Annotated in this window: 28 protein-coding genes; 3 read left to right on the forward strand and 25 right to left on the reverse strand. The window is 62.4% G+C overall.

Translation table 11 applies throughout. The features are described 5' to 3' along the window. Positions 1-67 precede the first annotated feature (67 nt). On the reverse strand, positions 68-727 hold the full coding sequence (locus tag ACZY0R_RS35160) for a c-type cytochrome (protein WP_045238774.1): 660 nt from the start codon (positions 725-727) through the stop codon (positions 68-70). Between the two features lie 570 nt (positions 728-1,297). Here ACZY0R_RS35160 and yihA point away from each other — a divergent pair. From yihA to ACZY0R_RS35175, 3 genes are all read left to right on the forward strand, one after another. Then, on the forward strand, positions 1,298-2,044 hold the full coding sequence (gene yihA, locus ACZY0R_RS35165; RefSeq protein WP_045238773.1) for a ribosome biogenesis GTP-binding protein YihA/YsxC: 747 nt from the start codon (positions 1,298-1,300) through the stop codon (positions 2,042-2,044). A 331-nt stretch (positions 2,045-2,375) separates the two neighbouring features. Continuing rightward, positions 2,376-3,368 (forward strand): porphobilinogen synthase, encoded by a 993-nt coding sequence (gene hemB, locus ACZY0R_RS35170; protein ID WP_488865002.1) that lies wholly within the window; start codon positions 2,376-2,378, stop codon positions 3,366-3,368. A gap of 10 nt (positions 3,369-3,378) precedes the next feature. Next, complete coding sequence (locus tag ACZY0R_RS35175) at positions 3,379-4,722, forward strand: magnesium transporter CorA family protein (RefSeq protein ID WP_488865004.1); 1,344 nt, start codon at positions 3,379-3,381, stop codon at positions 4,720-4,722. A 25-nt stretch (positions 4,723-4,747) separates the two neighbouring features. On the opposite strand, the gene dsbD is transcribed toward ACZY0R_RS35175, so the two are convergent. From dsbD to rpsC, 24 genes are all read right to left on the reverse strand, one after another. After that, positions 4,748-6,694 (reverse strand): protein-disulfide reductase DsbD, encoded by a 1,947-nt coding sequence (gene dsbD, locus ACZY0R_RS35180; protein WP_488866363.1) that lies wholly within the window; start codon positions 6,692-6,694, stop codon positions 4,748-4,750. 125 nt (positions 6,695-6,819) lie between these two features. Then, positions 6,820-7,164 (reverse strand): divalent-cation tolerance protein CutA, encoded by a 345-nt coding sequence (cutA, locus tag ACZY0R_RS35185; RefSeq protein WP_035870744.1) that lies wholly within the window; start codon positions 7,162-7,164, stop codon positions 6,820-6,822. A gap of 126 nt (positions 7,165-7,290) precedes the next feature. Next, complete coding sequence (rplQ, locus tag ACZY0R_RS35190) at positions 7,291-7,686, reverse strand: 50S ribosomal protein L17 (RefSeq protein WP_006160427.1); 396 nt, start codon at positions 7,684-7,686, stop codon at positions 7,291-7,293. A gap of 161 nt (positions 7,687-7,847) precedes the next feature. Further along, on the reverse strand, positions 7,848-8,828 hold the full coding sequence (locus tag ACZY0R_RS35195) for a DNA-directed RNA polymerase subunit alpha (RefSeq protein ID WP_006160428.1): 981 nt from the start codon (positions 8,826-8,828) through the stop codon (positions 7,848-7,850). 182 nt (positions 8,829-9,010) lie between these two features. Then, positions 9,011-9,634 (reverse strand): 30S ribosomal protein S4, encoded by a 624-nt coding sequence (rpsD, locus tag ACZY0R_RS35200; RefSeq protein WP_035870746.1) that lies wholly within the window; start codon positions 9,632-9,634, stop codon positions 9,011-9,013. 298 nt (positions 9,635-9,932) lie between these two features. Continuing rightward, complete coding sequence (rpsK, locus tag ACZY0R_RS35205) at positions 9,933-10,334, reverse strand: 30S ribosomal protein S11 (RefSeq protein WP_006160430.1); 402 nt, start codon at positions 10,332-10,334, stop codon at positions 9,933-9,935. A gap of 24 nt (positions 10,335-10,358) precedes the next feature. Beyond that, a complete protein-coding gene (rpsM, locus tag ACZY0R_RS35210; RefSeq protein WP_006160431.1) occupies positions 10,359-10,724 on the reverse strand; it encodes a 30S ribosomal protein S13 in 366 nt (121 codons plus the stop codon). Positions 10,725-10,743: 19 nt separating this feature from the next. Next, positions 10,744-10,860 (reverse strand): 50S ribosomal protein L36, encoded by a 117-nt coding sequence (gene rpmJ / locus ACZY0R_RS35215; RefSeq protein WP_006160433.1) that lies wholly within the window; start codon positions 10,858-10,860, stop codon positions 10,744-10,746. 31 nt (positions 10,861-10,891) lie between these two features. Further along, positions 10,892-11,110, reverse strand: coding sequence for a translation initiation factor IF-1 (infA, locus tag ACZY0R_RS35220; RefSeq protein ID WP_006160436.1), 219 nt, complete (start codon positions 11,108-11,110; stop codon positions 10,892-10,894). Positions 11,111-11,133: 23 nt separating this feature from the next. After that, positions 11,134-12,477, reverse strand: coding sequence for a preprotein translocase subunit SecY (gene secY, locus ACZY0R_RS35225; protein ID WP_006160437.1), 1,344 nt, complete (start codon positions 12,475-12,477; stop codon positions 11,134-11,136). 48 nt (positions 12,478-12,525) lie between these two features. Further along, the gene (gene rplO / locus ACZY0R_RS35230; RefSeq protein WP_488865010.1) at positions 12,526-12,960 is read right to left on the reverse strand and encodes a 50S ribosomal protein L15; all 435 of its coding nucleotides are present in this window, start codon (positions 12,958-12,960) and stop codon (positions 12,526-12,528) included. 22 nt (positions 12,961-12,982) lie between these two features. Continuing rightward, positions 12,983-13,165 carry a 50S ribosomal protein L30 gene (gene rpmD, locus ACZY0R_RS35235; RefSeq protein ID WP_006160440.1) on the reverse strand — a complete coding sequence of 61 codons (183 nt, stop codon included), beginning with the start codon at positions 13,163-13,165 and terminating at the stop codon, positions 12,983-12,985. A gap of 13 nt (positions 13,166-13,178) precedes the next feature. Continuing rightward, entirely contained in the window at positions 13,179-13,697 is a 519-nt protein-coding gene (gene rpsE, locus ACZY0R_RS35240) for a 30S ribosomal protein S5 (RefSeq protein ID WP_006160449.1), read from the reverse strand. 21 nt (positions 13,698-13,718) lie between these two features. Beyond that, positions 13,719-14,075, reverse strand: a complete 357-nt coding sequence (gene rplR / locus ACZY0R_RS35245) for a 50S ribosomal protein L18 (protein WP_043350338.1) — start codon at positions 14,073-14,075, stop codon at positions 13,719-13,721. A gap of 11 nt (positions 14,076-14,086) precedes the next feature. Next, the gene (rplF, locus tag ACZY0R_RS35250) at positions 14,087-14,620 is read right to left on the reverse strand and encodes a 50S ribosomal protein L6 (protein WP_035870753.1); all 534 of its coding nucleotides are present in this window, start codon (positions 14,618-14,620) and stop codon (positions 14,087-14,089) included. Positions 14,621-14,630: 10 nt separating this feature from the next. After that, positions 14,631-15,026, reverse strand: a complete 396-nt coding sequence (gene rpsH, locus ACZY0R_RS35255; protein WP_006160454.1) for a 30S ribosomal protein S8 — start codon at positions 15,024-15,026, stop codon at positions 14,631-14,633. A 27-nt stretch (positions 15,027-15,053) separates the two neighbouring features. Continuing rightward, positions 15,054-15,359, reverse strand: coding sequence for a 30S ribosomal protein S14 (rpsN, locus tag ACZY0R_RS35260; RefSeq protein WP_006160456.1), 306 nt, complete (start codon positions 15,357-15,359; stop codon positions 15,054-15,056). Positions 15,360-15,368: 9 nt separating this feature from the next. Further along, on the reverse strand, positions 15,369-15,911 hold the full coding sequence (gene rplE, locus ACZY0R_RS35265) for a 50S ribosomal protein L5 (RefSeq protein WP_006160458.1): 543 nt from the start codon (positions 15,909-15,911) through the stop codon (positions 15,369-15,371). A 25-nt stretch (positions 15,912-15,936) separates the two neighbouring features. After that, the gene (gene rplX, locus ACZY0R_RS35270; protein WP_035870755.1) at positions 15,937-16,245 is read right to left on the reverse strand and encodes a 50S ribosomal protein L24; all 309 of its coding nucleotides are present in this window, start codon (positions 16,243-16,245) and stop codon (positions 15,937-15,939) included. A 9-nt stretch (positions 16,246-16,254) separates the two neighbouring features. Then, positions 16,255-16,623, reverse strand: a complete 369-nt coding sequence (rplN, locus tag ACZY0R_RS35275; RefSeq protein WP_017225233.1) for a 50S ribosomal protein L14 — start codon at positions 16,621-16,623, stop codon at positions 16,255-16,257. 276 nt (positions 16,624-16,899) lie between these two features. After that, positions 16,900-17,178, reverse strand: coding sequence for a 30S ribosomal protein S17 (gene rpsQ / locus ACZY0R_RS35280; RefSeq protein WP_006160462.1), 279 nt, complete (start codon positions 17,176-17,178; stop codon positions 16,900-16,902). Beyond that, positions 17,175-17,369 (reverse strand): 50S ribosomal protein L29, encoded by a 195-nt coding sequence (rpmC, locus tag ACZY0R_RS35285; protein WP_020203850.1) that lies wholly within the window; start codon positions 17,367-17,369, stop codon positions 17,175-17,177. The genes rpsQ and rpmC overlap by 4 nt, the downstream gene beginning before the upstream one ends. Positions 17,370-17,380: 11 nt before the next feature. Next, on the reverse strand, positions 17,381-17,797 hold the full coding sequence (gene rplP / locus ACZY0R_RS35290) for a 50S ribosomal protein L16 (RefSeq protein WP_006160465.1): 417 nt from the start codon (positions 17,795-17,797) through the stop codon (positions 17,381-17,383). 2 nt (positions 17,798-17,799) lie between these two features. Further along, complete coding sequence (rpsC, locus tag ACZY0R_RS35295) at positions 17,800-18,606, reverse strand: 30S ribosomal protein S3 (RefSeq protein WP_035870762.1); 807 nt, start codon at positions 18,604-18,606, stop codon at positions 17,800-17,802. Positions 18,607-18,610 lie beyond the last annotated feature (4 nt).

The raw sequence follows: 18,610 nt of genomic DNA on the forward strand, positions 1-18,610 counted from the left end.
ACCCCTGCGGTCCACCTCGCAACGGCGAGGCCCGCGTGGGCGCTCCGGCTACCCGGCGCTGAACGACTTAGCGAATCCCTGCGACGTAGTCGGCCACTGCCTTGATCTCGGCATCCGACATCTTGGCGGCAATGGTGGTCATCACGGGATTGTTCTTGCGGGTGCCCTGGCGGAACGCGACCAGTTGCGCCTCGGTGTATTCGGACCATTGTCCGCCGATGCGCGGATACTGGGCCGGGATGCCGGCGGCGGTGGGGCCGTGGCAGGCCGCGCAAGCGGGCACGCCCTTGGCGGCGATGCCACCACGGTAGATCTTCTGGCCGGCTTCGATGGTGTCCTTGCTCTTGGCGGTGGCAGGCTTCAGGCTCTGCTTGGCCAGGTAGGCGCCGACGTCCTTCATTTCCTGCTCGGACAAGGCTGCCGCGTAGGGCGACATGATGGCGTTGCTGCGGGCCTTGGCCTTGAAGTCGTCGAGCTGCTTGTGCACGTACTCGGGATGCTGGGCGGCCAGCTTCGGATTGGCGGCGCCGCCGCTGTTGCCGTTGGCGCCGTGGCAGCTCAGGCAAGCCGGAACATTGCGATCGGGAGCACCTTGCGTGTAGAGGGTTTCGCCTTTGGCCGGATCAGCCTTTGCGGCGGCCTGCTCTGCGGCAGATGCCAGACCGGTCATGGCAGTGGCCGGCAGAGCCAGCGCCACGACAGCCAGAAGTTTCGCAATGCGGTTCATTCGCACACCTTGTCTGAATTGTTTTGAAATCCATGGGGCACGCCGTTCAGCACCTTGCCCGCGGTGAGGACGCGCATGGGCTGGTACTTTGACATCGGAAATTCACCACGACGGACCGCCAGCCCCGCTGAAGCAAAAAAACGCCTAGGCGAGAGCCGAATGGCGGCACCGCCCCCATGCGAACGAGAGCGGCAGACCGTGCGAATATCCCGGTAGCAGGCCCAGACCCCCGGCTGGCCCTATTGCCGCTGCGCCAGGCAGGCGCTGCAACAGGCCAGACCGACAGGCTTGCTACCACGATGGAACGGACACGCAGAGCTTCCTGCTCAGATAAACGCAAGGCCAAGGATGCCGCGCGTCACCTAATCGGGAGGCCGTTAACCGCGTTATTGTACAATAAATCGTGTGCCGGATAGAGGATGTGCGCGCCGCGACGCGGCCAGACGCCAGCCCCGGCCATCCAGGCGGCAGCATGTGCCGCCCACCTCACTCACATCGGCGTGGTGACGCCGGCGGACCCGCCAAATGCAAGGCGGCGCCCCGCCCCCACCCGCCCCATCGCCCACGCGCATGTCCCTCCTACACCAGGCCCGCTTCTTCGTTACCGTCAACCACCTGCGCGACCTGCCTGCCACGGCGGTGCCGGAAGTGGCCTTCGCCGGGCGCTCCAACGCCGGCAAATCCACCGCCATCAACATCCTGTGCAACCAGAAGCGGCTAGCCTTCTCGTCGCGCACGCCGGGCCGCACCCAGCACATCAATTTCTTCGGGGTCGCACCGGTCAAGGCGCCGGATCCGCTGGCCTTCCTGGTCGACCTGCCCGGCTATGGCTATGCGCAGGTGTCGGGATCGGCCAAGTACCATTGGCAGACGCTGCTGAGCGATTATGTACAGACCCGTTCGCAGCTGGCTGGCCTAGTGCTGATGATGGACGCGCGCCGGCCCTTCACCGACCTGGATTGCCAGATGGTTGAATGGTTCCTGCCCACGGGCCGGCCCATTCACGTGTTGCTGACCAAGGCCGACAAACTGACCAACAGCGAAAACGCCCTGGCCCTGCGCGAAACCCGCAAGATCCTGGCCGGTTACGCCGAACAGCTCGACACGCCCGTGGCCCTGACCGCGCAATTGTTCTCCAGCCTGAAGCGCCGCGGCATCGAGGAAGCCCAGCGCGTGGTGGCAGGCTGGCTGGCGCTGCCGGAAGCACAGCCGCCCGTGGTGCCGGGCAGCGAGTCCGCCGCCGCGCCGCAGGAAAAGGCAAAGCCCGACCAGCCAGCGATTGTGCAAGACACACCGCCCGACGCGGCCGCGAACTGACCTTCCAGCCCCGCTGGCCGTACCCGCCCCTGCGGGTGCGGCGCGATAGCGAACCCGCGCATCCCCACGAATCGAACAGGCAAAAAAAACCCCGTTGCAAGCAACGGGGGCGAACTTTCCCACCGGTTGAGGGTGGGTACCCGCTCAGGGAGGAGTAGCGGGGGACGCTGCATCACGCAAGCGCAATGCAGAGTGTCCGCGAGTATGATAGCGGGCGCGATCAAAAGTTTAGTTTTTCTTTCGGAGCGGTCTGCTGGATTACTCGCCAGCCACATCGCGCGCCAGCAACCCGGCAAACTTCCGCACTCCCTCAGATTCTCTCCCTCAAGCCATGTCCTCTTTCCCCGAATACCGTCCGCGCCGCATGCGCCGCGATGATTTCTCGCGCAGGCTGATGCGCGAACACCGCCTGTCGCCGGACAACCTGATCTACCCGGTATTTATCGTCGACGGCCACAACCAGCGTGAAAGCGTGGCGTCCATGCCCGGCGTGGAGCGGCTCTCGGTCGACCTGCTGCTGCCGGTAGCGGAGGATTGCGTCAAGCTGGGCATCCCGGTCATCGCGCTGTTCCCGGTGATCGATCCGGCGCTGAAGACGCCCGACGGTATCGAGGCCACCAATGCCGACGGCCTGATCCCGCGTGCCGTGCGCGCGCTGAAAGACCGCTTCCCCGAGCTCGGCGTGCTGACCGATGTGGCGCTGGACCCCTACACCAGCCACGGCCAGGACGGCGTGCTGGACGCCGACGGCTATGTGATCAACGACGTTACCGTGGAGATCCTGGTCAAGCAGGCGCTGACGCAGGCCGCGGCCGGGGTGGATATCGTGGCGCCGTCGGACATGATGGACGGGCGCATCGGCGCGGTGCGCGCCGCGCTGGAGGACGGCGGCCATATCCATACGCGCATCATGGCCTACTCGGCCAAGTACGCGTCGGCCTTCTATGGCCCGTTCCGGGATGCGGTAGGATCGGCGGCCAACCTGGGCAAGGGCAACAAGATGACCTACCAGATGGACCCGGCCAATACTGACGAGGCCTTGCGCGAAGTGGCGCAAGACATCATGGAAGGCGCCGACATGGTGATGGTCAAGCCCGGCATGCCTTACCTGGATATCGTGCGGCGAGTGAAGGATGAGTTCCGTTTCCCCACCTACGCCTATCAGGTCAGCGGCGAATACGCGATGCTCAAGGCGGCGGCCCAGAATGGCTGGCTGGATCACGACAAGGTCATGATGGAGTCGCTGCTGGCCTTCCGCCGCGCCGGCGCTGACGGCATCCTGACCTACTTCGCGCGCGACGCTGCTCGCCTGCTCACGCGCTGAACCGGCCCGGATGCAGCTGTTAGGTTTTTCCGCCAGCCAGGTCCATCCGCTCGCCTCGCTCGACGAGGCGCGCGAGTTTCTCGCGGGCAATGCGGCGGCCCGCTTCGTCTGGGTCGATACGCCGATCGAGGAAGTCAGCGCCGCGCCGACGGCCTGGCGCGACAGCGTCCAGGCCCTGACCGGCGCCCCGGTGCTGGATCTGCACCTGATCGATGCCACCAACCCGTCGCATCCTTCGTATTTCGATACGACGCATGCCTACGACATGGTGATCTTCCGCAAGCTCACCTTCGAAACGAGCCGGCTGATTGCAGAGGCCGGCGGCGAAACGGCGGCGGCGTCCGGAGCGACAGCAACTGTGGCAACCGCGGCAGCCACCGCACCGGATATGCCAACGATCCCGGGTGCCTCCACGGCTTCCGCTACGGTTTCTGCTATGGCTTCGGCTACCGCGACAACCAGCCAGCGGCCCGCTTCAAAAACACAGGCTCTGGCCAAACCGCGCCGCTACCCACCAGGCTTTCTGCCTGCACTGGCCAAAATCGATACCCAGCCGGTCACTTTCTTTGTCTTCGACAATGTGCTGCTGACGGTCCGGCCTGCGCAGTCTCGCACACTCGACCAAGTACGCCAGCGCCTGCTTGAGCTATGCCAGGCGCCACGGCCGCAGTCGGCCTCAAAGACCCGGCCCAACGGGCACGCCGCCGCGCTGGTACATGGCATCCGCCCGCCGACGCGCCCGGAAGACCTGATGCTGCGCCTGCTCAACGCGATGGTCGACCGCTACCTTGACCTGCGCGCGCCCCTGACGCGCCAGCTGGACCGTTGGCAACGCGCGCTGCTAAACGCCCGGCGCAGCTTCTCCAGCTGGGAAGGCTTGCTCGATGCCCGCATCGAACTGCGGCGCCTGGAGCACCTGTGCGAGGAACAGCACGATGCGCTGCAGGAATTCCGCGACAGCCTGCTCGACAACAGCTACAGCGTGCAGAGCGAAGGGACCGCAAACGCGGCAGGCCGCGACGATGCCTTGCTGGTGCGCATCAACGACGTGATGGAACACATCTCGCGCGTGCTCGCGCACGCGCGCCGGCTGGAGGACTCGATCGAGTCCGCGGTGCAGATTCATTTTTCATCGGTGGCGCATCGCACCAACCGCACCATGCGTACCCTGACGCTGATCACCGCGCTGTTCATGCCACTCACGCTGATCACCGGCATCTTCGGCATGAACTTCGAGCGCATGCCGTGGCTGCGCGAGCCGCAGGGCTTCTGGTGGTCGCTCGGGCTGATGGGGGCGGTGGTGGTAGTGCTGGCCGCGGTGTGGGGGCTGGGACGCCAGCTGGAGAGAAGCTAGCCGACGCCTGCGTAAGCTGGGGGGGTCAGGTGCTAGCTTTGGCGTCCAGGGCGCGCGCGAGCGTGTCAAGGAAACGGGCGGCGGGTTGGTAGCCGATTGCGCGAACCGGCCGCTCGCGCCCGTCAGGACCGAACAGGATGATGCCCGGCGGGCCGAACAGGCCGAAGCGCTTGAGCAGTGCCCGATCGTCGGCGTTGTTCCGGGTGACGTCCGCCTGCAGCATCACCACCCCGGCAAGCCGGGCCCGCACTCGTTCGTCGTTGAACGTAAAGCGCTCCATCTCCTTGCAGCTCACGCACCAGTCCGCATAGAAGTCGAGCAGCACGGGCTTGCCCGCGGCGGCGGCCTGCGCCACGCGAGCATCGAGTTCGGCTATCGAGCGGACCCGCTCAAAGCGCACTGTGGTCGAGTCGCTGGCCGCCGCGTCTGGCGCGGTGCGACCTGCACCAAGATGCGCCAGCGGTTGCAAGGGATCCCGGCCACCGGACGCGAGCCCCACCAGCAAGATGGCTCCCGCCAGCGCGGCAAGCAGGCCCAGGCCCTTGCCCACCCTGGCCAGGCCATGCGCCTCGGGGCCAAGTGACTCGAAGGCGCTCAGGAAAACCGCGCCCACCAGCAGCAGCGCGGCCCAGCCTGCCATCAGCGCCCATGCCGGCAGCACCGGGCTGACCATCCACAGCGCCACGCCCAGCAGCAGGAAGCCGAAGAAGCGCTTGGTCATTTCCATCCACCGTCCGGCACGCGGCAGCAGGTTGCCCGCGCCCACGCCCACCAGCACCAGCGGCACGCCCATGCCGAGCGCCATCGCGAACAGCGCGCCGCCACCGGTTACGGCATCGCCAGTGCGTGCGATATAGGCCAGCGCGCCGGCCAGCGGCGCCGTCACGCACGGCCCGACGATCAGCGCCGAGATCGCGCCCATGGCCGCGGCGCCGGCCAGTTGCCCGCCCTGGCGGCGGTTGGACGAAGCGGTCAGCCGCGTTTGCCAGTGTTGCGGCAGCTGCAGCTCATAAAGGCCGAACATTGAGAGGGACAAGGCCACCATCAGCAGCGCGAAAGCCGTCAGCACCCATGGCGACTGCAGCGCGGCGGACAAGCCCTCGCCAAGCAGGCCGGCCGCCACGCCAACGGCGGTGTAAACCACCGCCATGCCTAGCACATACGACAGCGACACCAGCAAAGCGCGGCCGCGCGTGACGTGCTCACCCACCACGATCGATGACAGGATTGGCACCATGGGCAGCACGCACGGCGTAAAGGTCAGGAGCAAACCGAGGCCAAAGAACAGCGCCGCGATCACGCCGAGGTTGCGACTGGCCAGCGCGCCGGCAATGCGGTCGTTCTCGTCGGCAGGCCCAGCCAGTTGGGCAGGGGAGGGGCCGGCAGATGCCGCCGCCCCGGCCGCGTCGCGGCTTTCGGCGGCCGGGCCACTGCCGATGGTGCTGGAATCCGCCGGCGCCCGCTTGCCGAACAGCCCGTCGAGCACACCGCCGCCGGCCTTGAAAACGCTCTCCATCGGGGGATAGCACAGGCCCTTGTCGGCACAGCCCTGGGAAGTCACCACCAGCGACCATTTGCCGTCCGCCGGCGCGGACGCCACCGGTACGCGGATAGTCACGCCACCATGGTAGGTTTCCATCTCCTTGCCGAAAGTCTCGTCGAACTTGACCTTGCCCGGCGGGAATACCGGAGCGCCAAGCTTGACGGAGGCCGGCTGCGCGGCGAAGGCAAAGCGCTCGCGGTAGAGGTAGTAGCCGTCGGCTACATCGAAGCGCACTTCGATGGTCTGCGCGTCGACCTGGCGCGCCGCGAAACGGAAGGCCTGGTCCGGCGGCAGGAAATCGTCGTCGGCCGCGTGCGCGGCGCCGCCGAGGCACAGCCACAATGCTGCGAGCAGCAAGATCAGGAGCCGCGCTGCGGCACTATGCCGCACTGCCCCCGCTGCCGACCCGCAGCCCAAAGCGCCCGACATCACTCCGAAACCCATGCCCCATCCTTGAATTGTCATTCGTCGTATCCGTACCTCGAACGCCTCGCGGCGCAGGTTTCCGCCGCAGCACCCGTTAGCCGCCGAAGGACGGTCATCCTTGCGTGTGCTTACGCGCTGTCATCGTCAGCGTCTGGCGTCCGCGTCTCTTGCGCCACCCAGGCCAGGTAAGGCGCAAAGCCGGCCACAACCGGCAATGCCACGATCTCCGGCACCTCATAGGGATGCGCCAGGCGAATCGCAGCTTCAAGCGCCGTATAGCGATCCTGCGTAGTCTTGATCAGCAGCGGCCATTCCTGGGTGGTTTCGATCTCGCCACGCCACCAGTACTCGGACTCACATGGCGCCAGCCGGTTCACGCAAGCTGCCAGCCTGGATTCCAGCACTGCGCGGGTCATACGTGCGGCGGATTCGGCATCGGGCAGCACCGTCATTACCAATAGCGTCTCGCTCATCGCGCTTTCCTCATAAACCTGGCCCGGAAAACAAAAGAGCCAGGCATGCAGCCTGGCTCGATTGTAAGCGGTGTCCGTGTGGGTCGCCGCGACCAGTAGTCGCAGGCGGCCGGGACGATATCGACGTTATTCGCCTGCTTCTTCAGCCGGCGCTTCGGTGATTTCCGGACGATCCACCAGTTCGACCAGCGCCATCGGTGCGTTGTCGCCCTGACGGAAACCGAACTTCAGGATACGGGTGTAACCACCCGGGCGTGCGTTGTAACGCGGGCCCAGTTCGTTGAACAGCTTGGTAACCATGTCGCGGTCGCGCAGACGGGCGAAAGCCAGGCGGCGGTTGGCAACGGTGTCCTTCTTGGCCAGTGTGATGAGGGGCTCGACGACCTTGCGCAGTTCCTTGGCCTTGGGCAGGGTGGTCTTGATCAGCTCGTGCTGGAACAGCGAGTTGGACATGTTGCGCAGCATCGCGAGACGGTGCGACGAGGTGCGGTTCAGTTTCCGCAAACCATGACGGTGACGCATGATGATTCCTTTATTGCAATGTTTGACCAGCTCTTCTATCGCTCGGCCGGGATGCTCCCCGGTTCGGCGCGGGCCGGTAGTCTATTGGAGCGGCCGGCACATGCCGGTCGCCGGGATTACCGGCGCGGCAACGGGACCAGCCCGCCGCCGCGCCAGGCAAATTACTTCTCCAGCCCTGCGGGCGGCCAGTTCTCGAGCTTCATGCCGAGGGTCAGGCCACGCGAAGCCAGCACTTCCTTGATTTCATTGAGCGACTTGCGACCCAGGTTCGGGGTCTTCAGCAGCTCGTTCTCGGTACGCTGGATCAGGTCGCCGATGTAGTAGATGTTTTCGGCCTTCAGGCAGTTGGCCGAACGCACCGTCAGCTCCAGGTCGTCCACCGGGCGCAGCAGGATCGGATCGATCTGCGGCGTACGGCTCGAAGCGGCTTCCGCCGACGACTCGGTACCTTCCAGCGCTGCGAACACCGACAACTGGTCAACCAGGATGCGCGCCGATTGACGAATCGCTTCCTCGGGCGAGATCACGCCGTCGGTTTCGATGTTCATCACCAGTTTGTCGAGATCGGTGCGCTGTTCCACACGAGCCGATTCGACTGCGTACGAAACGCGGCGCACCGGCGAGAACGAAGCGTCCAGCACGATGCGGCCGATGACCTTGCCCGCTTCGTCGCCAAACTTGCGCACGTTGCCCGGGACATAACCACGGCCTTGTTCGACCTTGATCTGCATGTCCAGCTTGCCGCCGGCCGACAGGTGAGCGATCACGTGGCCGGGGTTGATGATCTCGACGTCGTGCGGCAGCTCGATATCGGCCGCGGTCACAACGCCTTCGCCTTCCTTGCGCAGCGACACCGTGACTTCGTCGCGGTTGTGCAGCTTGAAGACCACACCCTTCAGATTGAGCAGCAGGTTGACTACGTCTTCCTGAACGCCATCGATGGTGGAGTACTCGTGGACCACCCCAGCGATCGTGACTTCGGTCGGGGCATAACCGACCATCGACGACAGCAGCACGCGACGCAGGGCGTTACCGAGCGTATGGCCATAGCCACGCTCGAACGGCTCCATCACGACCTTGGCGTGATGGTCGCCGAGCGGCTCCACGGCAATAATTTTAGGCTTGAGTAGTGCTGTTTGCATTAGGTTGTCCTTTTCAATACCCTCGGCTCGTTACACCGATAAGGCTGACGTATGGAACCTGAAAATCCCATCGCACGATGGGCAATAAGCCCGACGCGCGGCAGCGCGTCGGGCTGAAAGTGAAGCTTGGCGGGAAACGCAAGCCCCTGGCCGTTCGATGGTGTCGGTCAGAATTCGTGTGATTAACGCGAATACAATTCGACGATCAGGCTTTCGTTGATGTCACCCGAGATATCGGCGCGATCCGGCACTTGCTTGAATGTGCCTTCGAACTTCTTCGCGTCCACGGCAACCCATGCCGGGAAACCCGATTGCTCAGCCAGCGACAGCGCTTCGGCGATACGGACTTGTTTCTTCGACTGCTCGCGGATGCTGATGACGTCACCAGCCTTGACTTGCGCCGACGGCACGTTCAGGGCTTGACCGTTCAGCAGGATCGCCTTGTGCGACACCAGCTGGCGCGCTTCAGCGCGGGTCGAGCCGAAGCCCATGCGGTACACGACGTTGTCCAGGCGCGACTCCAGCAGTTGCAGCAGCTTTTCGCCGGTGTTGCCCTTGCGGCGGTCGGCTTCAGCGAAGTAGCGGCGGAACTGGCGCTCGAGTACGCCATAGATACGCTTGACCTTCTGCTTTTCACGCAGCTGGTTGCCATAGTCGGAGGTGCGTGCACCCGAGGTGCGGCCGTGCTGACCCGGCTTGCTGTCCAGCTTGCACTTGTCTGCAAGCGAGCGGCGTGCGCTCTTCAGGAACAGGTCAGTACCTTCACGGCGGGATAGTTTGGCCTTCGGGCCGATATAACGTGCCACTTTATCTTCCTTCCTGATCGATCGCGGCGCCTTGTTCGACGCGCCGCGAGTCCGCCTTCTCCGCCCCGGATGATTGAGCGCATGAGTGGCAGACGGTGGGCTTATCCAGCGCGCTCCCAATCGGGCACGCGCAAAAGCATGACTAACTAGTGCGCCAGGCGACCGACAATAACGTCAATCCCACAAACGCAACACGAAAACCTGCTGCAAACAGATGCAGCAGGTCAACGTGCGATGGTACCACACCAGACTGCGCACAGGGAAGACCCCGCTTGCAGACTGGGTATCACATCGGCACTTAGATCCGACGGCGCTTCGGCGGACGGCAGCCGTTGTGCGGCACCGGCGTCACGTCTTCAATGATCGAGATCTTGATGCCGAGCGCGTTCAGGGCGCGCACAGCCGATTCACGGCCAGGGCCGGGGCCCTTGATGCGCACGTCCAGGTTCTTGATACCCTGGTCTTGCGCCACGCGGCCGGCATTCTCGGCGGCGACCTGAGCTGCGAAGGGAGTCGACTTACGCGAACCCTTGAAGCCCTGGCCACCCGAGGTTGCCCACGCCAGAGCATTGCCCTGACGGTCGGTGATCGTGATGATGGTGTTGTTGAACGAAGCGTGGACGTGCGCAATGCCGTCGGCAACGTTCTTCTTGACCTTCTTACGCGCGCGCTGGGCGGCGTTATTCGGACCTTTTGCCATTAGTTTCTTCCTCTGCCTTCGGCTTTACTTCTTCAGAGCCACGCCGGCCTTACGCGGACCCTTGCGGGTACGGGCGTTGGTGCGGGTGCGCTGACCGCGCATCGGGAGACCCCTGCGGTGACGGACGCCACGATAGCAACCAAGGTCCATGAGACGCTTGATGTTCATCGTGGTTTCACGACGCAGGTCACCCTCAACCGTGGCCTTGGCTACTTCGTCACGAAGCTTTTCCAGGTCGCCGTCGGTCAGGTCCTTGACCTTCTTGTCAAAGGGAACGCCGGTGGCCACGCAAATCTTGCGGGCGCGCGAGCGGCCGATACCGTAAATAGCCGTCAGGCCGATCTCGGTATGCTTGTGGTTCGGGATGTTAACCCCTGCGATACGTGCCATTCGTCAATCCTCTTTACGATTAGCCTTGGCGTTGCTTGTGGCGGGGATCCGACGAGCAGATCACGCGCACGACACCGTTGCGCTTGATAACTTTGCAGTTGCGGCAAATGCGCTTAACAGAAGCCAGCACTTTCATGATTTTCCTCTTCCTTCAATTCCTGTTCGCTTCACTTCGTCCGAAAGACGATGCGCGCGCGTGACAGATCATATGGAGTCAGTTCAACCGTCACCCGATCACCCGGAAGAATCCGGATGTAGTTCATTCGCATCTTGCCGGAGATATGGCCCAGCACTACATGGCCATTTTCCAGTTTGACGCGGAACGTCGCGTTAGGGAGGTTTTCCAGGACCTCCCCCTGCATCTGGATGACGTCGTCTTTTGCCATACCTAGCCTGTACCGACCCGGCTTCAGCGCAAGGTCAGATTACCCTTGAAATTCGCTTTCTTCAGCAGGGACTCATATTGCTGCGACATGACATAGGACTGGACCTGGGCCATGAAGTCCATCGTGACGACCACGATGATCAGCAATGAGGTTCCGCCAAAATAGAACGGAACGTTCCAGCGCAGTACCAGGAATTCCGGCAACAGGCAGACCAGTGTGATGTAGATCGCACCAGCCAGCGTCAGACGGACAAGAATCTTGTCGATGTAGCGCGTCGTCTGCTCGCCCGGACGAATGCCCGGAATGAAGGCACCGCTTTTCTTCAGGTTGTCCGCCACTTCCCGGCTGTTGTACACCAGTGCCGTATAGAAGAAGCAGAAAAATATAATTGCAGCAGCGTACAGCAGGATGTAGACCGGCTGTCCCGGCGAAAGCGTCGCAGCCAGGTCCTTGATGAACCGGCCGGCAGCGCTCGTCGAGTCAGACGTGAACCAGCCCGCGATGGTCGCCGGGAACAGGATGATCGACGATGCGAAGATCGGCGGAATCACCCCTGCCATGTTCAGCTTCAGCGGCAGGTGCGACGACTGGCCGCCATACACCTTGTTGCCGACCTGACGCTTGGCATAGTTCACCAGGATCTTGCGCTGGCCACGCTCGACAAACACCACGGCGAAGGTAACACCGGCGATGATTGCAACGATCAGGATCGATGCAATGATGCTCATGGAACCGGTGCGAACCAGTTCGAAGAGCCCGCCGATCGCGTTGGGCAAGCCCGCTGCGATACCGCCGAAGATGATGATCGAGATACCGTTGCCCAGACCCCGCTCGGTGATCTGCTCACCCAGCCACATCAGGAACATCGTACCGGTCACCAGCGTGATCACCGCCGTAGCCCGGAACATCAGGCCCGGATCGATCACCAGCCCCGGCTGAGATTCCAGCGCGACTGCGATCGACAGCGCCTGGAAGGTGGCCAGGACCACCGTGCCGTAGCGCGTGTACTGCGTGATCTTGCGTTGACCCGCCTGCCCTTCCTTCTTCAACGACTCCAGCTGCGGCAGCACGATCGTCAGCAATTGCATGATGATCGACGCCGAGATGTACGGCATGATGCCGAGCGCGAAGACGGTAAAGCGCGACAGCGCACCGCCCGAGAACAGGTTGAACATCCCGAGGATGCCACCTGACTGACTCTGGAAAAGCTTCGCAAGCTGTTCAGGATCGATTCCCGGCACCGGAATATGCGCTCCGATGCGGTAGACGATCAAGGCCAGCACCAGGAACATCAGCCGGCGCTTTAGGTCGCCGTACTTCGCCGTGTTCTTGGCTTGCGTGCTTGCATTGGGTTTCGCCGTGGCCAAACGATGCTCCGACTGTGACTCGCCTATGCTGCGAAATCTGCTGCTAAATTACGCCGCGATCTGACCGCCGGCGGCTTCGATCGCAGCCTTGGCACCAGCGGTGGCGCCCAGACCCTTGATCGTAACCTTGCGGGTCAGCTCACCAGCCTTGATGACCTTGGCGCTCTTGACCAGCTCAGCCACCAGGCCAGCTTGCTTCAGAACCAGCAGGTCCACCTCGGTAGCTTCCAGGCGCTCGATATCACGCAGGGTCACTTCGGCGTTGAAGACCTTCGTCAGCGACGTGAAGCCACGCTTCGGCAGACGACGATACAGCGGCATTTGACCGCCTTCGAAGCCGACCTTGTGGAAGCCGCCCGAACGCGACTTCTGACCCTTGTGACCACGGCCGGCAGTCTTGCCCAGGCCGGAGCCGATACCGCGGCCGACGCGACGCTTGGCGTGCTTCGAACCGTCAGCCGGTTTCAGGTTGTTGAGTTGCATCTTGCTCTCCGTGTCCCGGGACTCAGGCCAGAACCTTGACCAGGTACGAGACCTTGTTGATCATGCCGCGCACGGCGGGCGTGTCCTGCAGCTCCGACACCGAATTGATGCGGCGCAGGCCCAGGCCACGGACGGTGGCGCGATGATCCTCACGCGTGCCGATCAGGCTACGCACGAGTTGCACTTTTACGGTTTGTTGCGACATTTCGTCCGACTCCTTAACCGAGGATGTCTTCAACAGACTTGCCACGCTTTGCGGCGATCTCGCCCGGCGTGCTCATCTTTTGAAGACCGTCCAGCGTGGCGCGAACCATGTTGTACGGATTGGTCGAGCCGTGCGACTTGGTAACGACGTTGGTCACGCCCATCACCTCGAAAATCGCGCGCATCGGGCCACCAGCGATCACGCCGGTACCTTCCTTGGCGGGCATCATCAGCACCTTGGCGGCGCCGTGCTTGCCAACGACTTCGTGTTGCAGCGTGCCGTTCTTCAGCGAGACCTTGACCATCTTGCGACGGGCTTCGTCCATTGCCTTCTGAACTGCAACCGGCACTTCCTTAGCCTTGCCCTTGCCCATGCCGATGCGGCCATCGCCGTCACCAACCACGGTCAGCGCAGCGAAACCGAGAATCCGGCCACCCTTCACCACCTTGGTGACACGGTTGACCGAGATCATCTTCTCGCGGAGGCCGTCGTCGCGTTCGTCCTGCTGGACTTTTGCTTGCATTTTTGCCATGACGTATCTCTCTATGTGCGCTTAGAACTTAAGGCCGGCTTCGCGTGCTGCGTCAGCCAGTGCCTTCACGCGACCATGGAAGCGGAAGCCGCCGCGATCGAACGCAACGGTTTCCACGCCAGCCGCCTTCGCCTTTTCGGCGATGCGCTTGCCAATCAGGGTCGCGGCGGCTGCGGTAGCACCGCTGCCGGTCAGTTCCTTGCGCACTTCTGCCTCGGCGGTCGAAGCCGATGCCAGCACTTGCGTGCCGCACGGCGAGTAGACCTGGGCGTAAATATGCGAATTCGTACGGAACACGGTCAGACGGTTGATCTTCAACTCCGCGATTTTGGCGCGGGTCTGACGTGCACGGCGCAAACGAGCGTCTTTCTTGTTCATGATTGCACCCCTTACTTCTTCTTGGTTTCCTTCAGGATGACGCGCTCGTCCGAGTAGCGAACGCCCTTGCCCTTATAGGGCTCAGGCGGACGGTACGCGCGGACTTCCGCAGCCACCTGACCGACTTTCTGCTTGTCCGCACCCTTGATGATGATCTCGGTCTGCGTGGGCGTTGTCGCCGTCACGCCTTCCGGCATCGCATGGATCACGTCGTGCGAGAAACCAAGCTGGAGCTTCAGCGCAGTACCTTGCAGCTGGGCACGATAGCCCACGCCGACCAGGTTAAGCTTGCGCTCGAAACCGGCGGTTACACCCTTGACCATATTGGCCACCAGGGCGCGCATGGTGCCCTGCAGTGCGTTTGCTTCGCGCGATTCATCGACCGGAGCGAAGGTCAGCGTGTCGTTTTCGACATTGACCTTGACCAGGCTGTGAATCGGCTGCGTCAGCGTGCCGAGCGGGCCCTTAACGGAGAGCACGCCAGCCGCCACATTGACTTCTGCGCCTTTGGGCAGCGCGATGGGAGCCTTACCTACACGGGACATGGTCTACTCCTTACGCGACGTAGCAAAGAACTTCGCCGCCCACGCCGGTGGCACGTGCCTTGCGATCGGTCATCAGACCCTGGGGGGTCGAGATGATTGCGACGCCGAGGCCGTTCATCACTTGGGGGATGTCGCTGCGGCCCTTGTACACGCGCAGACCAGGCTTCGAGACGCGTTCAATGCGTTCGATGACCGGACGGCCAGCGTAGTACTTCAGACCGATGCTCAGTTGTGCCTTGCCGCCTTCTTCTTTCACGGCGTAGTCGTCGATGTAGCCTTCGTCCTTAAGGACCTTGGCGATTGCCACTTTCAGCTTCGACGACGGCATGACAACCGACACTTTCTGCACGCCTTGGGCGTTGCGGATGCGCGTCAGCATATCGGCGATAGGATCGCTCATGCTCATACTGTTTCTCCTGTAGCCTGTGCGTAATTACCAGCTGGCTTTCGTCAGACCCGGGATTTCGCCACGGAAGGCGATTTCACGGATCTTATTACGCGCCAGGCCAAACTTGCGGAAGGTACCGCGGGGACGACCGGTGATCGCGCAGCGGTTACGCTGGCGGGTCGGGTTCGCGTTGCGCGGGAGCTGCTGCAGCTCGAGACGCGCGCTATAACGCTCTTCTTCCGACTTCTCTTGGTCGTCGATAATGGCCTTGAGGGTCGCGCGCTTGTCGGCATACTTTGCCACGAGCCTAGCGCGCTTCTTCTCACGTTCAATCAGAGCCAATTTAGCCACGGTTACCCCTTAATTACGGAACGGGAACTTGAATGCTGCGAGGAGTGCCTTGGCTTCCTCGTCATTCTTCGCCGTCGTCGTGATGCTGATGTTCAGACCACGCAGTGCGTCGATCTTGTCGTACTCAATTTCGGGGAAAATGATCTGCTCTTTCACACCGATGTTGTAGTTGCCACGACCATCGAACGAGCGGCCCGAAACACCACGGAAGTCACGCACGCGCGGCAGGGCCACGGTCACGAGACGATCCAGGAATTCGAACATGCGTTCGCCGCGCAGCGTCACCATCGCGCCGATGGGATAGCCCTGGCGGATCTTGAAGCCGGCGATTGCCTTCTTGGCCTTGGTCACCACCGGCTTTTGACCGGCGATCTTGGTCAGGTCGCCCACGGCCAGCTCAATGACCTTCTTGTCATTGATGGCTTCGCCAAGGCCCATGTTCAGGGTGATCTTGGTGATGCGCGGCACTTCCATGACCGACTTGAAGCCGAACTGCTCGATCAGCTTCGGAACAACCTGTTCTTTGTAAAACTCTTGCAGACGTGCTGTCATGCTCAACTCCTCTTCGTGCCCAGAATCAAGCTGCCACGACGGCACCGGTGGTCTTCAGCACGCGCACGCGCTTGCCGTCTTCCACCTTGATACCGACGCGCGACGGCTTGCCATTGGCATCCACGAGCGCAACGTTAGAAATATGCAACGGCATGACTTTGTCGATGACGCCACCAGTGGTGCCCAGCATCGGGTTCGGACGTGCGTGCTTCTTGGCAACGTTGACGCCTTCCACCACGACCTTGTCGCCGAGCATGGCTTGCACGGTGCCGCGCTTGCCCTTGTCTTTGCCGGTCAGGACGATGACTTCGTCGCCTTTACGAATCTTGTTCATGGCGGCTCCTTACAGCACTTCCGGCGCGAGCGACACGATTTTCATGAAGCGCTCGGTACGGAGTTCACGAGTCACCGGCCCGAAAATACGGGTGCCGATCGGCTCGAGCTTGGTGTTCAGCAAGACAGCGGCATTGCTGTCGAACTTGACGAGCGAACCATCAGCGCGACGCACGCCCTTGGCGGTACGCACGACGACGGCATTGTAAATATCGCCCTTCTTCACGCGACCGCGCGGCGCTGCGTCCTTGACGGTCACCTTGATGATGTCGCCCACGCTCGCATAGCGGCGCTTGGACCCACCCAGCACTTTGATGCACAGCACTTCGCGCGCACCAGTGTTATCGGCTACTTCGAGCCGGCTTTCTGTCTGAATCATGGTGTTATCTTCCCAACTTAATCCACCGGGCAACGCCCGCCGGTCAGTCTTGGTCCCGTCAGCCCCTGGCTTTGCGCCAGCAACCGTTTGGGTTGATCAACTTTGAAGTCGGTAGTTACCAGGCGGCCTGAACATGGTTAATCAGGAGCCGCTCGGCCAGGTTCGCTTCATCGACTCGCCGGGGTGGTACAACTAAGGCGAATGCAACAAAGCGGAAGTCCAGGATTATAGCACATAACCCTGGACTCGCAAGCCAACCTAAAACCGTGTGGTTTTTTAGATGACGCGCGCAGCTTCGACCAGACGGGAAACCACCCAGGACTTGGTCCGCGACAGCGGACGCGTTTCCTGGATCTCGACCTTGTCGCCTTCCTTGTACTGGTTGGCTTCGTCGTGTGCGTGGTACTTCTTGGAACGCAGCACGTACTTGCCGTACAGAGGATGCTTGACGCGGTTTTCGATCAGGACCGTGACGGTCTTGTCCATCTTGTCGCTAACTACCCGGCCGACCAAAGTGCGGCGAAGCGACGATTCCGTTTGTGCAGTTTCAGTCATTTCGTGGTCGCCTTTTCGTTCAGCACGGTTTGCACCCGCGCGATGTCCTTGCGCACCTTCTTCAGCTGGCTGGTGTTCTGCAGCTGTTGGGTGGCCTTTTGCATGCGCAGGCTAAATTGGGCCTTCAGCAGCTCGGAGAGCTCCTGGTTCAGCCCGGCGGCATCTTTGCCGCGAAGTTCGGATGCTTTCATCCCTGCTCTCCTTACGTCCCGACCTGGCGCACCACGAAATTGGTGGCGATCGGCAGCTTGGCGGCCGCGAGGCGGAACGCCTCACGAGCCAGCTCTTCCGTCACGCCATCCATTTCGTACAGCATCTTGCCCGGCTGGATTTCTGCCACGTAGTATTCCGGATTACCCTTACCGTTACCCATACGGACTTCGGCGGGCTTCTTCGAGATCGGCTTGTCCGGGAAAATCCGGATCCAGATGCGGCCGCCACGCTTGATGTGACGGGTCATCGCACGACGTGCCGACTCGATCTGACGAGCCGTCAGACGACCACGGCCCATTGCCTTCAGGCCGAATTCGCCGAAAGACACGGCGTTGCCACGGGTAGCCTTACCCGTGTTGCGGCCTTTCTGCTCCTTGCGGTATTTTCTGCGCTTAGGTTGCAGCATCGTTATTCTCCACTCTTCGCATCTGCGCCAGGAGCGCGGCGACCTGCACCGGCACCCGCGCCACCGCGGCGGTTGCCACCCGGACGGCCGCCTTCGCCTTCACGGCGACGACCATCAGGACGACCGCCCGGGCGACGACGACGCTCGTCTTGCGGCTCTTCCACCACCGGCGCATCGTTGCGGCCGAGGTGATCACCCTTGTAGACCCACACCTTGACACCGATGATGCCGTAGGTGGTTTCTGCTTCGGAGAAGCCGTAGTCGATGTCAGCGCGCAGGGTGTGCAGGGGCACACGGCCTTCGCGATACCACTCGGTACGAGCGATTTCGATGCCGTTCAGACGACCGGCGCTCATGATCTTGATGCCCTGGGCACCGAGGCGCATCGCGTTCTGCATCGCGCGCTTCATGGCGCGGCGGAACATGATACGGCGCTCGAGCTGCTGGGTAATCGAGTCGGCGATCAGCTGCGCATCGGTTTCCGGCTTGCGGATTTCCTCGATGTTCACGTGCACGGGCACACCCATGCGGCGTTGCAGCTCGGCCTTGAGCAGTTCGATGTCCTCACCCTTCTTGCCGATCACCACGCCCGGACGCGAGCTATAAATGGTGAGACGTGCATTGCGGGCGGGGCGCTCGATCACGACGCGGCCTACCGAAGCGTTCTTGAGCTTCTTCTTCAGAAACTCGCGAACTTCGATGTCTTCCTTCAGCATGCCGGCGAACTTCGTGTTGTTGGCGTACCAACGCGAAGCCCAGTTACGGCTGACGGCCAGACGGAAGCCAGTCGGATGAATCTTCTGTCCCATCGTG

It is taken from the genome of Cupriavidus sp. F041 (assembly GCF_057814235.1).

Excerpts from the sequence above, each read along its gene's own strand:
- ACZY0R_RS35160 (WP_045238774.1), bottom strand. The coding sequence starts at position 727 with ATGAACCGCATTGCGAAACTTCTGGCTGTCGTGGCGCTGGCTCTGCCG.
- yihA (WP_045238773.1), top strand. The coding sequence starts at position 1,298 with ATGTCCCTCCTACACCAGGCCCGCTTCTTCGTTACCGTCAACCACCTG.
- hemB (WP_488865002.1), top strand. The coding sequence starts at position 2,376 with ATGTCCTCTTTCCCCGAATACCGTCCGCGCCGCATGCGCCGCGATGAT.
- ACZY0R_RS35175 (WP_488865004.1), top strand. The coding sequence starts at position 3,379 with ATGCAGCTGTTAGGTTTTTCCGCCAGCCAGGTCCATCCGCTCGCCTCG.
- dsbD (WP_488866363.1), bottom strand. The coding sequence starts at position 6,694 with ATGTCGGGCGCTTTGGGCTGCGGGTCGGCAGCGGGGGCAGTGCGGCAT.
- cutA (WP_035870744.1), bottom strand. The coding sequence starts at position 7,164 with ATGAGCGAGACGCTATTGGTAATGACGGTGCTGCCCGATGCCGAATCC.
- rplQ (WP_006160427.1), bottom strand. The coding sequence starts at position 7,686 with ATGCGTCACCGTCATGGTTTGCGGAAACTGAACCGCACCTCGTCGCAC.
- ACZY0R_RS35195 (WP_006160428.1), bottom strand. The coding sequence starts at position 8,828 with ATGCAAACAGCACTACTCAAGCCTAAAATTATTGCCGTGGAGCCGCTC.
- rpsK (WP_006160430.1), bottom strand. The coding sequence starts at position 10,334 with ATGGCAAAAGGTCCGAATAACGCCGCCCAGCGCGCGCGTAAGAAGGTC.
- rpsM (WP_006160431.1), bottom strand. The coding sequence starts at position 10,724 with ATGGCACGTATCGCAGGGGTTAACATCCCGAACCACAAGCATACCGAG.
- rpmJ (WP_006160433.1), bottom strand. The coding sequence starts at position 10,860 with ATGAAAGTGCTGGCTTCTGTTAAGCGCATTTGCCGCAACTGCAAAGTT.
- infA (WP_006160436.1), bottom strand. The coding sequence starts at position 11,110 with ATGGCAAAAGACGACGTCATCCAGATGCAGGGGGAGGTCCTGGAAAAC.
- rplO (WP_488865010.1), bottom strand. The coding sequence starts at position 12,960 with ATGCAACTCAACAACCTGAAACCGGCTGACGGTTCGAAGCACGCCAAG.
- rpmD (WP_006160440.1), bottom strand. The coding sequence starts at position 13,165 with ATGTCGCAACAAACCGTAAAAGTGCAACTCGTGCGTAGCCTGATCGGC.
- rpsE (WP_006160449.1), bottom strand. The coding sequence starts at position 13,697 with ATGGCAAAAATGCAAGCAAAAGTCCAGCAGGACGAACGCGACGACGGC.
- rplR (WP_043350338.1), bottom strand. The coding sequence starts at position 14,075 with ATGAACAAGAAAGACGCTCGTTTGCGCCGTGCACGTCAGACCCGCGCC.
- rplF (WP_035870753.1), bottom strand. The coding sequence starts at position 14,620 with ATGTCCCGTGTAGGTAAGGCTCCCATCGCGCTGCCCAAAGGCGCAGAA.
- rpsH (WP_006160454.1), bottom strand. The coding sequence starts at position 15,026 with ATGAGCATGAGCGATCCTATCGCCGATATGCTGACGCGCATCCGCAAC.
- rplE (WP_006160458.1), bottom strand. The coding sequence starts at position 15,911 with ATGACAGCACGTCTGCAAGAGTTTTACAAAGAACAGGTTGTTCCGAAG.
- rplX (WP_035870755.1), bottom strand. The coding sequence starts at position 16,245 with ATGAACAAGATTCGTAAAGGCGACGAAGTCATCGTCCTGACCGGCAAA.
- rplN (WP_017225233.1), bottom strand. The coding sequence starts at position 16,623 with ATGATTCAGACAGAAAGCCGGCTCGAAGTAGCCGATAACACTGGTGCG.
- rpsQ (WP_006160462.1), bottom strand. The coding sequence starts at position 17,178 with ATGACTGAAACTGCACAAACGGAATCGTCGCTTCGCCGCACTTTGGTC.
- rpmC (WP_020203850.1), bottom strand. The coding sequence starts at position 17,369 with ATGAAAGCATCCGAACTTCGCGGCAAAGATGCCGCCGGGCTGAACCAG.
- rplP (WP_006160465.1), bottom strand. The coding sequence starts at position 17,797 with ATGCTGCAACCTAAGCGCAGAAAATACCGCAAGGAGCAGAAAGGCCGC.
- rpsC (WP_035870762.1), bottom strand. The coding sequence starts at position 18,606 with ATGGGACAGAAGATTCATCCGACTGGCTTCCGTCTGGCCGTCAGCCGT.